This window comes from uncultured Thiocystis sp. (genome assembly GCF_903866365.1).
Taxonomy (GTDB): domain Bacteria; phylum Pseudomonadota; class Gammaproteobacteria; order Chromatiales; family Chromatiaceae; genus Chromatium.
On sequence record NZ_CAIPNF010000413.1, the window covers coordinates 23,236 to 35,187 of the forward strand.

The window sequence follows — 11,952 nt, forward strand, 5'->3', positions numbered from 1 at the left end:
GAGACCCAGTTGGCTAACTCAGTACAAGCCCGTAAGCGCGCCCGTCAGGCCGAGGTCCACCGTCAGCGCAACACGGCGCAACGAAGCACCCTGCGTACCTTTATCAAGAAGGTCATCAAGGCGATTCGTTCGGAAGACAAGGAAGCCGCGACCCAAGCCTACAAGGACGCCGTGCCACGGATTGACCGCGCCGCGCGCAAGGGTCTGATCCACGCCAATAAGGCGGCGCGTCACAAGAGTCGCCTGAACGCCCATATCAAGGCGATGGCCTGATCGAAAAAACCGGCTTCTGGCCGGTTTTTTATGTCGTCCATGTTCGTCCTCGATCAGGTTTTTAAGCGTTACGGACAGACGACCGCTCTTGACGGGGTCACGCTGACATTCGAGCGAGGGCGGACCACCGCGCTGATCGGCCCCTCGGGGTGTGGCAAGTCGACCCTGCTGCGTTTATTGATCGGGCTGTTGACCCCCGATGCGGGCAGCGTCCGCTTCGACGCCGAGTCACTCGCGGTGGCGAGTCTGCGTCGTCTGCGCCAGCGGATGGGCTATGTCATCCAGCAGGGCGGCCTGTTCCCGCACCTCACGGCCCGCCAGAACGTGACCTTGATGGCGCGTCACCTCGGTTGGTCCCAAGCACGAATCGCGCCGCGCCTGGCGGACCTCGTCGCATTGACTCACTTCCCGGCCGATGGTCTGGAGCGCTATCCGAGCGAACTCTCCGGCGGTCAGAATCAGCGCGTGGCCCTGATGCGCGCGCTGATGCTCGACCCGGAGGCACTCCTGCTCGACGAGCCGCTCGGCGCCCTGGATCCGATGATCCGCTATGAGCTTCAGGAAGAGCTGAAACAGGTCTTCGCGACCTTGGGCAAGACGGTCGTTCTGGTGACGCACGATTTGGCCGAGGCGGCCTTTCTCGGTCACACTCTTGTGCTGATGCGGGCCGGGCGGATCGTCCAGGTCGGCTGCCTGGCGGATCTGATGACCGCGCCCGCCGAACCTTTCGTCGAGCAGTTCATCCGCGCCCAGCGCAGCCATCTGCCGGAGGCGGTCTTTTGATTGCTTGCCGCGCATGGGCTTCGCTCGGCGTGCTGTCCGCCCTGATGCTGATGCTTGCCGGTTGTGGCCGGACCGGCGACGAGGTCATGATCGGTAGCAAGAGGTTTACCGAGAGTGTCGTGCTCGGGGAGGTGCTGAAGGAGCTGGTCGCCGACTCTGGCACGCCGGTGCGCCACCGTCGCGCGCTCGGCGGCACCCGGATTCTCTTCAATGCCCTGGTCAACGGCGAGATCGACGCCTATGTCGAGTACACCGGAACCCTGACCCATGAAATCCTGGCGCGTTCCGAGCCCCAGGACGCGGCGGCGCTCGTTGCCCGCCTGGCGCTGGATGGCATCCGCCTAGCCGGTTCGATCGGTTTTCAGAACAACTTCGCGCTCGGCATCCCGGAGTCCAGAGCGGCCGCCTTGGGGATCGTCTCCATCTCCGACTTGAAGGCCCACCCGGATCTCCGACTGCGCTTTGGCAGCGAGTTCATGGATCGCGCCGATGGTTGGCCCGGTCTGCGCGATGTCTATGGACTGCCGCAGCGCGATGTGCGCGGCGTCGAACACGAGTTGGCCTATCGCGCGCTTGGCGCCGGAGATGCCGACGTCACCGAGGTCTATACGACCGACGCCGAGATCGCTGCTTACGACCTGCGAACCCTTGTCGACGATCTTGATTATTTCCCGCGCTACGATGCCGTGTTGCTCTACCGGGCGGACCTGGAGCGGCGCTCGCCCGTGGCGGTGGCGGCATTGCGGCGCAGTCTCGGCCTGATCGACGCGGAGCGGATGATCGCGATGAACGCGGCGATGAAGATCGACGGGCGCGCCGAGGCCGAGGTTGCCACCGACTGGCTGCGCACCCGGTTCGATCTCGCGTCCGCCGCTCCGGCCGAGGGCCGCGCCGCACGCCTGCTACGCTATACCCTTGAACATGCGATGTTGGTCGGCGTGTCGCTTCTGGCGGCGGTGGTCGTGGCCGTACCGCTTGGCATCCTGGCGGCTTACCGCCGCCGTCTGGGGCAGGGTCTGCTTGCCTTGATCGGTATCTTGCAAACGATTCCGGCGTTAGCGCTGCTGGTCGTCATGATCCCCTTTCTCGGAATCGGCGCGGGTCCGGCCCTGGTGGCGCTGTTTCTCTACAGTCTGCTGCCGATCGTTCGCAACACCCATGCCGGCCTCGTCGGTATCCCCGCTACCCTGCGCGAGTCCGCCGACGCCCTGGGGCTGTCAGCCGGCGCACGTCTGTGGCGGATCGAGCTGCCGCTGGCGCTGCCAACCCTGCTCGCCGGCATCAAAACCGCAGCCGTGATCAACATCGGCGCGGCCACCCTCGGTGCACTGGTCGGCGCCGGCGGGTTTGGTCAGCCGATCCTGGCCGGCATTCGGCTCGACGACACGGATTTGATCCTGGAAGGCGCCATCCCCTCGGCGCTGTTCGCGCTCGCCGCGCAATGGCTCTTCGAGCGGGCGGAGCGGGCGGTGGTCCCGCGCGGGATTCGCGGCTAAGGCGCAATCAGCGCGCTGGCGGTCGACCCGCCGAAGCCCGGGGGCGATACGCGAGCGCCAGCAGGATCGCTCCGGCCAGGATCATGGGGAGCGTCAGCAACTGCCCCATGGTGAGCCAGTCGAAGGCGAGGTAACCGATGTGGGCATCCGGCAACCGCACGAATTCCACCATGAATCGGAATGTCCCGTAACCGAGCAGAAAAAGACCCGAGACGGCCATCATGGGGCGCGGTTGGCGGGAGAAAAACCAGAGAATGAAGAACAGCGCGAGTCCTTCCAGCGCCGCTTCGTAGAGTTGCGAGGCATGGACCGGTGGACTCCAGAGGGCGTCCCGCGCCTGATCCACGCATTGAGCTGGAAATTGGTCGCAGGGCAGGCGCATGCCCCAAGGTGCGTCGGTTCGATGGCCCCACAGCTCTCCGTTGATGAAATTGCCGAGACGCCCGGCGAAGAGTCCGGGCGGAACCAGTGGAGCCAGAAAGTCGGCGACCTGGAAGAAGCGCAATCCCTGGCGGCGCGCAAAGACCAGGATCGCGATCGTCACCCCGATGAGGCCGCCGTGAAAGGACATGCCGCCTTCCCAGACCCTCAAGAGACTCAGCGGGTTGGCGAGGATCTGGTCGAAGCCGTAGAAAAACATGTAGCCGAGACGGCCGCCGGCGATGGTGCCGATGACGCAATAAAAGATCAGATCGTCCACCATCTCGCCAGTCCAGCCGGAGCCGGTCCGCGAGCCGCGCCAGCGGCCCAGCGTCCAGGCCACGGCGAAACCGACAAGATACATTAAACCGTACCAATGGACCTTGAGCGGTCCAATGGCCAGCGCGATGGGATCGAGTTCGGGGTAGGTCAGCATGGGTGCGGATGGTATCACGGCAATCGAACAGGATTGAACCTGATCCGGCAGGATTGTCAGCGTCGCTCGCTCTACCTTTGTTTGTTGGGATTGCGCAACAGGACATAGACCGCGCCCGTGCCGCCATCGCGTCGGGTCGCCGAACAGAAGGCCAGAACCTGATCGTAGAGACGCAGCCAGTAATTGACCTTCTGCTTGAGTACCGGCTGATGACCCGAGGAACGATGCCCCTTGCCATGAATGATGCGCGCGCAGCGGACATGACGATAGCCGCACTCGGCAAGAAATTCGGCGAGGAGCTGCCGGGCATGCTCGGCATGCAGACCATGCAGATCCACCTCCAGCCCCACCTCGATCGCGCCGCGTTGCAGATCGGCGAGCACCCGGCGTTGAATACCGGGGCGGGCAAACAGGAGGAAGTCAGGCGTCTCGACTTCGGATTCGGACAGGGTGACGCGCGCCGCGTCTTCTGGCGGCGCGATGGCGCGCGGGCGCGGAATGGGCGGCGGTTTGGGGCGATAGGTCGCGACCACATCATGCTGTAGCGGCGCGGCGTCCCGGACTTGCTGTCGAAACAAGTCTACGCCATCTTTTTCGTTCTCAATCAATGAGCCACCTCTCATCCCCCAAGGATTTGGTGACTGGAGTTGTTCACAGTTTCGTCACGATGCTCTGCGTTCAGTTGTTCGGCACCGTCGCGGCTCAAGCCGCCGCCCGCTGCTCGCGTCGTTGCAGCCAGACGTGCAATCCCTGCGCATTGAGTTCGGTATCGACCGCCAATAATTCATTGATCCGAGCATCAGGAATGTCAACGTCGTGCGCGCGAGCGCTGGCGATCAAGTGCTCGGCGATGGCGGCCTTGAGCCGGGCCTGCCGCTCACCGTCTGCCCGGCCTTGCTCGGCGAGCGCCAGGCTCGCCATGTCCCGAATGCTTTGGCGTAGATCGTCCACGAGTGTCTCGGGATGATCGACGCGGCCATAGTGGGTCAGATACATGACCTGGGGCGCGAAGGCCATCAGCTTGTCCAGGCTGGCGAGCCACTGATCGGGGTCGAAGGCCACCGGTGTGGTTGGGGCATACAGCCAGGGCCCCTGGGCGGTCTTGAACTCGCGATAGGCGATGCCAAAGGTATCGCCAGTGAAAAAGCCCTGGGTTCTGCCATCGAAGAGACAGCCGTGATGGTTCGCATGGCCGGGCGTGTCGAGGAAGGTCAGCGTGCGGCCATTGAGATCGAAGGTTTGACCATCCTCGGCCAGGATGATCCGCTCGGCCGGGACTGGTGTCGGGGCGCCGAAATCCCTGACAAAGGCGGCCTCTCCATAGACGGCCGTGGCCCCGGCGATGAGCTTGCCGGGATCGATCAGGTGTGGCGCGCCATTAGGATGAATGATCAGATGCGCCTTGGGACAGGCGGCTATCAGACCGCCGGCTCCACCCGCATGATCCAGGTGGACATGGGTTGGGATCACATAATCCACGTGCTCTGGCGTCAGGCCGAGTTTGGCAATTACCGCCAGGAGAGCGGGCACGCTGTGGGCCGTGCCGGTATCGACGAAGGCCAGTCGATCACCCTCGCGCACCAGATAGCAGGCCGCGAGTCCGTGTCGATAGAGGCCGGTTTCAATGCAATGGATGCCCTCGGCAAGCTCTTCGACGAGGGGGATGAAAGGGGTGTGGGACATGAGGGCTCCGAGACTTGATCTAACGAGACCGTCGTTGGTTGGGACGTCCAGCCAATTGCCCTGACAGTCTAAACGAAGAACTCGATCATTCGCAGTTCGGTAGCGATCCGTGCGGCTACGGTCGCCGCCCACCGCAGTCTCAGGGCCGCTGCGCGGCCTGAATATAAGCAAAAAGACAAAATCTAATACATTGATTATTCTAATCTTTCGCTTGCGTTTTTCGAAAAAGTCGTGGATCGTTTGAAACTGGCGTTGACTTAGGCGCCATCAATCAAACACCCGATCGAGGCCGCGTCCACCATGACATGCGTCGTGTCCCCGAGACATCGGTCTCGCGGTTCGCAACGGCGATCGGCGCAACGCGGACGAAGGCTCGGATCATCATTTTCGGAGGCACCTGCCATGCACACGATTACCGCCGCGGAACACACGGGCCAGGACGAACCGCGTGTCAACAAGATCGATTTCGAGAATATCTGGCAGTGGTTAGGCAAAGGGTGGGGCGATATCCAGTCCGCGCCCGGCTACAGTCTGACCTATGGCGCCGGCATTGTACTGATCAGCGGCTTGATTACACTCTTGCTGGTCGTGGGCCATCTGACCTTTCTGGTGCCGTTTTTAATCGCCGGTTTTTTTCTGGTTGCGCCGCTGCTAGCCATCGGGCTGTATCAGATGAGCGCCCACCTGGAACGCGGCGAGTCATTGAAGACCTGCCAGGCACTTGAGGCATTCAAGCGAAATCAGGGACAACTTGGAATCGCGACCGCTTTTCTGGTGATGATCATGCAACTGTGGATTCTTGCCACGGTTTTTCTGTTTATCATGCTGTTCAATCATCCATTCCCGACGTGGGAGCGTTTCATCCCCGTTGTGTTCCTGTCTGGCGAGCACACCCTGATCCTGGTGTCCATCACGGTCGTCGGCGCCTTTTTCGCTGCTTGTGCCTTCTGTATCAGCGCCATTACCGTGCCGATGCTGATCGACCGACCAATCAACGCCTTGACCGCCATGCGGACCAGTGTCAGGGCCGTCGTCGTGAACTGGATTCCCATGCTGCTGTGGGCGACGCTGATCGTCTTTATTGTCGGCGTCGGTCTCGTGACCTTTTATATCGGACTCTTTATCGCGGTTCCGCTGGTTGGTCACGCGACCTGGCATGCCTATCGAGACCTTGTGCCAAGAGATTGAGTTCGCGTTCCGCCGACCGCCGCGAGCGACCGCGACACCGAGGTTTTCACAACCACTAAGACCGCTCGGGTGGCGATTCAATCCGGTTCGAACCGATACTCCAGCAATTGGATGTCGCGGGCAAAATGGCTGGCGACAAGTTCGGCGGTTTGATCGTTGTAATAACTGCGATAGTCCTGCTTGCGATCCTCCGCCTTGCGGGCGTGGGGTAGTGTGGGCGGCTGGATGCCGATCCGTGCGCAGGCGGTCGCAAAATCATCGTGCAGGCGTTCATAGCGGCCGATGAAGTCCACGATGACCTGACCGTGCAGATCGATCAGATAGTCCGATTGCAAGGTGATGGAGGTATCGAGGTGATATTGGTAGGGGCGTTGCGGATCGAGCTTCCAGCGGAGAAAGTCCTCGAAGGTTTCTCGCCCTCCCAGAAAGAGTGGGCGCTCCCGGCGAATGTGATGAAAGGAACTGACCTGAAGATCCCAAGGATTGCGGACAAAGGCGAATTTGAACAACGAGTCGAAAAATTCCCTGGGCAGGAGTTCCCGGGCGGCGATGATCTTGGCGTGGCGCGGCAACTTGGTCGCAATGCGATGGCCGCTCAGATGGCTGAAACGGCTGCACAGAAACATGGGGTAGTACCAGGGGTCGCGCCAGCGCAAGCCTTCCAGAGCCGAGCGCACGCTGGTTCCGCCGGTCTTGGCGATATGGACGAAGAGAAACCGGTATTTGGGAGAGAGCAACATAATAGTGGGTCAAATCAAAGGTTTTTTCTTCGCCCGCGGATGCGCCTGATCGTACACCTGAGCCAGATGCTGGAAATCCAGATGGGTATAGATCTGGGTGGTGCCGATATCGGCGTGTCCGAGCAGCTCCTGCACGGCGCGCAGGTCGCCGGAGGATTCGAGCAGATGGGTGGCGAAGCTGTGGCGGAACAGGTGCGGGTGCAGTCCGCGGCTGGCTCCCTGCGTTTGTCCCCAGTGGGCAAGACGCACCTGCACGGTACGCGGATGGATGCGGGTGCCGCGGCTGCTGACGAAAAGCGCGGACTCGTCGGCGTGGGCGAGATTGGCGCGCACTCGCAGCCAGGATTGCACGGCCTCGCGGGCCTTGGCGCCGACCGGAACGAGGCGCGTTTTGGCGCCCTTGCCGAGGACCGACAGCTCGCCTTCGGTCATGTCGATGTCGCCCAGATTCACCCCGACCAGTTCCGCCAGACGCAGGCCGGACGAGTAGAACAGCTCGATCATGGCGGTGTCGCGGATCGTCAATAGATCATCGTCGGCGTGGTCCAGGAGGCTGCACAACTGATCCGCGTCGAGCGTGACCGGCAGCTTGCGCGGGGTCTTCGGCGCGCGCACGCCGACGGCGGGATTGGCGTCCGCGCGACCTTCCCGCAGCAACCAGCGGTAGAGACTGCGCAGGCTGGAGAGTTCGCGCTGCAGGGTCTTGCCGGAGGCGCCGTTGCGGTGACGCCAGGCAATGTATTGACGCACCCTCTGCGCGTCAAGCCGGTCGATCGTTCCGGTCTCGGTGTCGGCCAGCCAGGCGGCGAGACGCTCCAGGTCGCGGCGATAATTGGTCAGGGTATGCTCGGCCAGGCGACGCTCATGGGCGAGATGGGCGATAAAAGGTCCGATCGGATCTGGCGATGTCTCGGCGTTCATCGTTGGCGATTCGTGCGTCAACGGTCTCGATCCCGAGCGGACGTTAACAATGGCTGCATGGCGGCAGCGGAACCGCTTTCAGCTTATGGCTGACGATTTCGCCTAGTTGGTCGAGTAGGTCGGTGCCCATGTCGGGGCGGAAGCGTTCCGGGTCCGCGCTGCCGATGGCGAGAACACCGGATTGGCCATCGGCGAGAATCGGTATCAGCGCCGCGGTCCGCATGGCGACACCCATATCGCCGAACAGGATGACGCCTTTCTCCGCGTTCAAGGGGCCGCAGAGTGCGTGTTCGCGATCCACGAAATCACGGAAAGCCGCAGTCAGGGGGTCTAGTTGGCCGCTTTCCGCCGGTGCCACAGGGAAGAGCTTGAGGCTGACCGCCTCAGCGTGGAACTCCCGGCGCAGACCGTCCTTGAGAAGGTGACACAGGTGCTCTGGATCGTTGACCGACAGCAGTTGCAGAACCAGCCCATGCAGACGGGCGGAGAGCGTTTCATATTCCCGCGCGCGGGAGATGAGATGGCTGAGACGGTTGCGTTCGGTCTCAAGCTGTTTGCGCAGGATCCGTACCTGTTGCTCGATCAACGAGATGGCGCCGCCGGTGTGGTGCGGAACCTGCAGGGCACTCAGCACCTCCGGGTTGTGCTCAAAGAAGGTGGGATGGTTGAGCAGATAGTTTGTCACCAGCGTGTTGAGTTCGGGATCCTCGGGTGTGGCCGGTTCGGCCTGCGGACTGTTCACGACTGCGCCCTCATCGATCGATCTCCCCCTGGAACACGGTTTCGGCCGGACCCGTCATCCAGACCGTCTCGGATGGACCGCGCCACTCTATCATAAGATCTCCGCCCGGCAGGCTGACCCGCGCGCGGGCGTCGAGCAGTCCGCGCAGCCGTCCGCTGACGACCGCCGCGCAGGCCCCGGTACCGCAGGCGAGGGTCTCGCCGGCGCCACGTTCATGGACGCGCAGGCGGATGTGCCCCGGGGTCAGGATCTGCATGAAACCGACGTTGACCCGGCGCGGAAAGCGCGGGTGCGACTCGATGAGCGGACCGAGTCGGGCGACCGGAGCGGTCTCGACATCCTCGACCAGCAGCACGGCATGCGGATTGCCCATGGAGACCGCGCCGATGGTCAGCGTCTCGCCGTCGATCTCCAGGTCGTAGGTCGGGCTTGAGGTGTCGGCCTGAAAGGGGATGCGGGCGGGCGTCAGTTCGGGCGGTCCCATGTCGACCCGGACCTGTCCGTCCGGCTCCAGATAGAGCCGGATCGCGCCGGCGGCGGTCCCGACCGGGATCTCGTCGCGGTCGCTCAAGCCCTGATCGCGGACGAAACGCGCGAAGCAGCGGGCGCCGTTGCCGCACTGTTCGACCTCGGAGCCGTCGGCGTTAAAGATGCGGTAGTGGAAGTCAGTGCCGGCCAGACGCGGCGGTTCGACCAGCAGAATCTGATCGCAGCCGATGCCGAAACGCCGGTCGGCGAGCCGGCGGATGGTCGCGGGATCGAGATCGACGTGCTGACGAATGGCGTCGAAGACGACGAAGTCGTTGCCGAGTCCGTGCATTTTGGTGAAGCGCAAACTCATGCTTCGACTCCGCTCAGCACAGGCCCATCGACTCCGTCCGACGCGGCGCCAGTCAAACGCCCCGAAACGGCCAGATGGCGGTCGCTGACGACCGCGACCTCCAGCGCGGTCAGTCCGGCTTCGGCAAGCTGGACGACGACCTCCTGGGGCTCGAAGGCGGCGAACAGCGAATGGCGGAAGTCGGTGCGCAGAACTTCCGGGGCGCCATTGGCATAGGTCGCCACCAGCGCCTCGGCCCAACCGGCGGAGGCCGGGCGCATCAGATCCATGACGAGCACCAGCGCGCCCGGTTTGGCGGCCTCCTGGATGCCACGCCAGAGCACTTGCGGATCGTGCAGATGATGCAGCAGGCTGTTGGACAGAATCAGGTCGTAGTGGGCGCTCGGGATCTGCGTGGAGGGGATACTGTCGCGGATCAACCGGCAGCGCGGCGCGACGCCGGGGAGTCCGTCCAACGCTTTCTGGGCCAGGTCGAGCATGGCCTGGGCGCCGTCGAGCGCGTCGCAGGTCGCTTTCGGGTAGGCGCGCAGAAAGCGGATACTGATGTCGGCCGGGCCGCAGCCCAAATCGAGCGCGCGCGCACCGTGCAGATCGCCAGGCCGTAGCTGTTTCAGCAGTTCGAGAAACAGCGTGTTGGATTCGGAAAAATCCGCCTCGGCATAGGCGAGCGCCTGCGCGGCGTCATCCATCAACTCGGGTTCGAGACGGCGTTTCACGGCAGCACGGACTCCCCCGCGAACAGGCTGGCGACGGTCTCGCGTTCCCGCACCAGCGTGGCCCGGTCGCCGTCGACCATGACCTCGGCCACGCGCGGTCGGCTGTTGTAGTTGGAACTCATGGTGAAGCCATAGGCGCCGCTGCCGCGCACGGCGAGCAGGTCGTCCTCGCGCAGGGCCAGGGTGCGTTCCTTGCCGAGAAAGTCCGCCGTCTCGCAGACCGGTCCCACCAGATCGTAACGGGCGGGGTCGGCATCGCTCGCGCGCACGACCGGGACGATGTCCTGGTTGGCCTGATAGAGGGCGGGGCGCAACAGGTCGTTCATGGCCGCGTCGAGAATCGCGAAATGGCGGTGCTCGCCGTGTTTGAGATATTCCACGCGGGTCAGCAGGATGCCGGCATTGCCGGCGATGGCGCGTCCGGGTTCCAGGATGACCTCATAGGGACGGCTGGCCAACTGATAACTCAGGGCGGCGGCATAGGCCGCGGGTTCCGGCGGATGTTCCTCGCGATAGCGGATGCCCAACCCGCCGCCCAGATCCAGATGTTCGAGGACGATGCCGGACTGCGCCAGACGGTCGGCCAGGGCGATGACCCGGCCCAGCGCGTCGATGAAGGGCGCCAGATCGGTCAGTTGCGAGCCGATGTGACAGTCGATGCCGACGATCCGCAGGTTGGGCAGGGCGGCGGCGCGGAGATAGACGGCCTCGGCGGACTGGATGTCGATGCCGAATTTGTTCTCCTTGAGTCCGGTGGCGATGTAGGGATGGGTCCGGGCGTCCACGTCCGGATTGACCCGCAGCGACACCGGCGCCTTGCAACCGAGTTCGCCCGCGAGTCGATCGAGCCGGAGCAGCTCGGATTCCGACTCGACATTGAAGCAGCGGATGCCGACGTCGAGCGCGCGGCGGATTTCGTCCGCGCGTTTGCCGACACCGGAGAAGATCACCTTGGCGGGATCGCCGCCCGCCGCCAGCACTCGTTCGAGTTCGCCCACCGAAACGATGTCGAACCCCGAGCCCAGGCGGGCCAGGACATTGAGTACCGCCAGATTGGCGTTGGCTTTGACCGCGAAGCAGATCAGATGCGGATGCTCGCGAAAGGCGCGGTCGAAGGCGCGCCAGTGGCGTTCGATCGTGGCCCGCGAATAGACGTAACAGGGCGTGCCGAAACGCTCGGCGATGGCGGTGAGTGGGACGTCCTCGGCATGAAGGACACCGTCGCGTTCGTTAAAATGGTCCATTCGGGGTCGCTGCGGTTCTCGGCTAGGGCGGGTTGGGCCGGGTCGCGGATGTCGCTGTCGCTTCTTGGGCTTCGCTCGGGGCGAGCGGTGGGGCGACTGGAACGTCCGCGCCTGGGGCAGGGGCAATGGCTGGCGTTTTTTCGGGCAGATAAAGCGCTCCCTTTTGGCCGCAGGCGCCCAGCATGCCAAGGATCCCAAGCGCCACGACCACGGCGATGAAGAGAGATCGAGCCCAGCAGTGCATGAAGCGCCTCGCGCGAAATAGGGTTTGGCCAGGGTCGTCAAGTATACATGGCAGGGTTCAGGTTAGGCGTGGTCCTGGAAGTTTCGCCAGGGCGAGCGCGTTTAAATTCTCAGCCGAACACGACCTTGGCGCGATAGTCGTCATTCCACGCGGCCTTGCGGCGCTTCTTGGCCAAGCTGATCGCCGACCCCTCCTGATCGAACAGGTTCATGCTCAGGTGGCGCA

Annotated in this window: 14 protein-coding genes; 4 read left to right on the forward strand and 10 right to left on the reverse strand. The window is 63.4% G+C overall.

Annotation, left to right across the window (positions count from 1 at the left end):
* The first annotated feature begins 9 nt into the window (after window positions 1-9).
* From rpsT to QZY07_RS22930, 3 genes are read left to right on the forward strand one after another with little or no spacing between them, the layout of a single operon-like run.
* Complete coding sequence (rpsT, locus tag QZY07_RS22920; protein WP_295407975.1) at window positions 10-273, forward strand: 30S ribosomal protein S20; 264 nt, start codon at window positions 10-12, stop codon at window positions 271-273.
* Window positions 274-303: 30 nt separating this feature from the next.
* Window positions 304-1,056, forward strand: a complete 753-nt coding sequence (locus QZY07_RS22925; protein WP_295407977.1) for an ATP-binding cassette domain-containing protein — start codon at window positions 304-306, stop codon at window positions 1,054-1,056.
* 29 nt (window positions 1,057-1,085) lie between these two features.
* Entirely contained in the window at window positions 1,086-2,552 is a 1,467-nt protein-coding gene (locus tag QZY07_RS22930) for a glycine betaine ABC transporter substrate-binding protein (protein WP_295407979.1), read from the forward strand.
* 7 nt (window positions 2,553-2,559) lie between these two features.
* Here QZY07_RS22930 and lgt read toward each other — a convergent pair whose 3' ends face one another.
* From lgt to QZY07_RS22945, 3 genes are all read right to left on the reverse strand, one after another.
* Window positions 2,560-3,408, reverse strand: a complete 849-nt coding sequence (gene lgt / locus QZY07_RS22935) for a prolipoprotein diacylglyceryl transferase (RefSeq protein WP_295407980.1) — start codon at window positions 3,406-3,408, stop codon at window positions 2,560-2,562.
* A 71-nt stretch (window positions 3,409-3,479) separates the two neighbouring features.
* The gene (locus tag QZY07_RS22940; RefSeq protein ID WP_295407981.1) at window positions 3,480-4,031 is read right to left on the reverse strand and encodes a Smr/MutS family protein; all 552 of its coding nucleotides are present in this window, start codon (window positions 4,029-4,031) and stop codon (window positions 3,480-3,482) included.
* A 79-nt stretch (window positions 4,032-4,110) separates the two neighbouring features.
* Window positions 4,111-5,091 carry an MBL fold metallo-hydrolase gene (locus tag QZY07_RS22945; protein ID WP_295407983.1) on the reverse strand — a complete coding sequence of 327 codons (981 nt, stop codon included), beginning with the start codon at window positions 5,089-5,091 and terminating at the stop codon, window positions 4,111-4,113.
* A gap of 402 nt (window positions 5,092-5,493) precedes the next feature.
* Here QZY07_RS22945 and QZY07_RS22950 point away from each other — a divergent pair, with 402 nt between their 5' ends.
* On the forward strand, window positions 5,494-6,279 hold the full coding sequence (locus QZY07_RS22950) for a DUF2189 domain-containing protein (RefSeq protein ID WP_295407984.1): 786 nt from the start codon (window positions 5,494-5,496) through the stop codon (window positions 6,277-6,279).
* Window positions 6,280-6,356: 77 nt separating this feature from the next.
* On the opposite strand, the gene QZY07_RS22955 is transcribed toward QZY07_RS22950, so the two are convergent.
* The 7 genes from QZY07_RS22955 to QZY07_RS22985 are packed head-to-tail and all read right to left on the reverse strand — an operon-like array spanning window position 6,357 to window position 11,727.
* Window positions 6,357-7,019: a sulfotransferase family 2 domain-containing protein gene (locus QZY07_RS22955; protein WP_295407986.1), complete on the reverse strand. Its 663-nt coding sequence runs from the start codon at window positions 7,017-7,019 to the stop codon at window positions 6,357-6,359.
* 9 nt (window positions 7,020-7,028) lie between these two features.
* Complete coding sequence (xerC, locus tag QZY07_RS22960) at window positions 7,029-7,940, reverse strand: tyrosine recombinase XerC (RefSeq protein WP_295407988.1); 912 nt, start codon at window positions 7,938-7,940, stop codon at window positions 7,029-7,031.
* Between the two features lie 43 nt (window positions 7,941-7,983).
* The gene (locus QZY07_RS22965; RefSeq protein ID WP_295407990.1) at window positions 7,984-8,682 is read right to left on the reverse strand and encodes a DUF484 family protein; all 699 of its coding nucleotides are present in this window, start codon (window positions 8,680-8,682) and stop codon (window positions 7,984-7,986) included.
* Window positions 8,683-8,692: 10 nt separating this feature from the next.
* A complete protein-coding gene (gene dapF / locus QZY07_RS22970) occupies window positions 8,693-9,523 on the reverse strand; it encodes a diaminopimelate epimerase (protein ID WP_295407992.1) in 831 nt (276 codons plus the stop codon).
* Window positions 9,520-10,239 (reverse strand): class I SAM-dependent methyltransferase, encoded by a 720-nt coding sequence (locus QZY07_RS22975; protein ID WP_295407994.1) that lies wholly within the window; start codon window positions 10,237-10,239, stop codon window positions 9,520-9,522. Before QZY07_RS22975 ends, dapF begins: the two co-directional genes overlap by 4 nt.
* Complete coding sequence (gene lysA / locus QZY07_RS22980) at window positions 10,236-11,483, reverse strand: diaminopimelate decarboxylase (protein WP_295407996.1); 1,248 nt, start codon at window positions 11,481-11,483, stop codon at window positions 10,236-10,238. Before lysA ends, QZY07_RS22975 begins: the two co-directional genes overlap by 4 nt.
* Before the next feature lie 22 nt (window positions 11,484-11,505).
* Entirely contained in the window at window positions 11,506-11,727 is a 222-nt protein-coding gene (locus tag QZY07_RS22985; RefSeq protein WP_295407998.1) for a lipoprotein, read from the reverse strand.
* Between the last annotated feature and the right edge of the window lie 225 nt (window positions 11,728-11,952).

Bases quoted from the DNA above. Each gene is read 5' to 3' on its own strand.
- QZY07_RS22925 (WP_295407977.1), top strand. From the start codon at position 304: ATGTCGTCCATGTTCGTCCTCGATCAGGTTTTTAAGCGTTACGGACAG.
- lgt (WP_295407980.1), bottom strand. From the start codon at position 3,408: ATGCTGACCTACCCCGAACTCGATCCCATCGCGCTGGCCATTGGACCG.
- QZY07_RS22940 (WP_295407981.1), bottom strand. From the start codon at position 4,031: ATGAGAGGTGGCTCATTGATTGAGAACGAAAAAGATGGCGTAGACTTG.
- QZY07_RS22945 (WP_295407983.1), bottom strand. From the start codon at position 5,091: ATGTCCCACACCCCTTTCATCCCCCTCGTCGAAGAGCTTGCCGAGGGC.
- QZY07_RS22950 (WP_295407984.1), top strand. From the start codon at position 5,494: ATGCACACGATTACCGCCGCGGAACACACGGGCCAGGACGAACCGCGT.
- QZY07_RS22955 (WP_295407986.1), bottom strand. From the start codon at position 7,019: ATGTTGCTCTCTCCCAAATACCGGTTTCTCTTCGTCCATATCGCCAAG.
- xerC (WP_295407988.1), bottom strand. From the start codon at position 7,940: ATGAACGCCGAGACATCGCCAGATCCGATCGGACCTTTTATCGCCCAT.
- dapF (WP_295407992.1), bottom strand. From the start codon at position 9,523: ATGAGTTTGCGCTTCACCAAAATGCACGGACTCGGCAACGACTTCGTC.
- lysA (WP_295407996.1), bottom strand. From the start codon at position 11,483: ATGGACCATTTTAACGAACGCGACGGTGTCCTTCATGCCGAGGACGTC.
- QZY07_RS22985 (WP_295407998.1), bottom strand. From the start codon at position 11,727: ATGCACTGCTGGGCTCGATCTCTCTTCATCGCCGTGGTCGTGGCGCTT.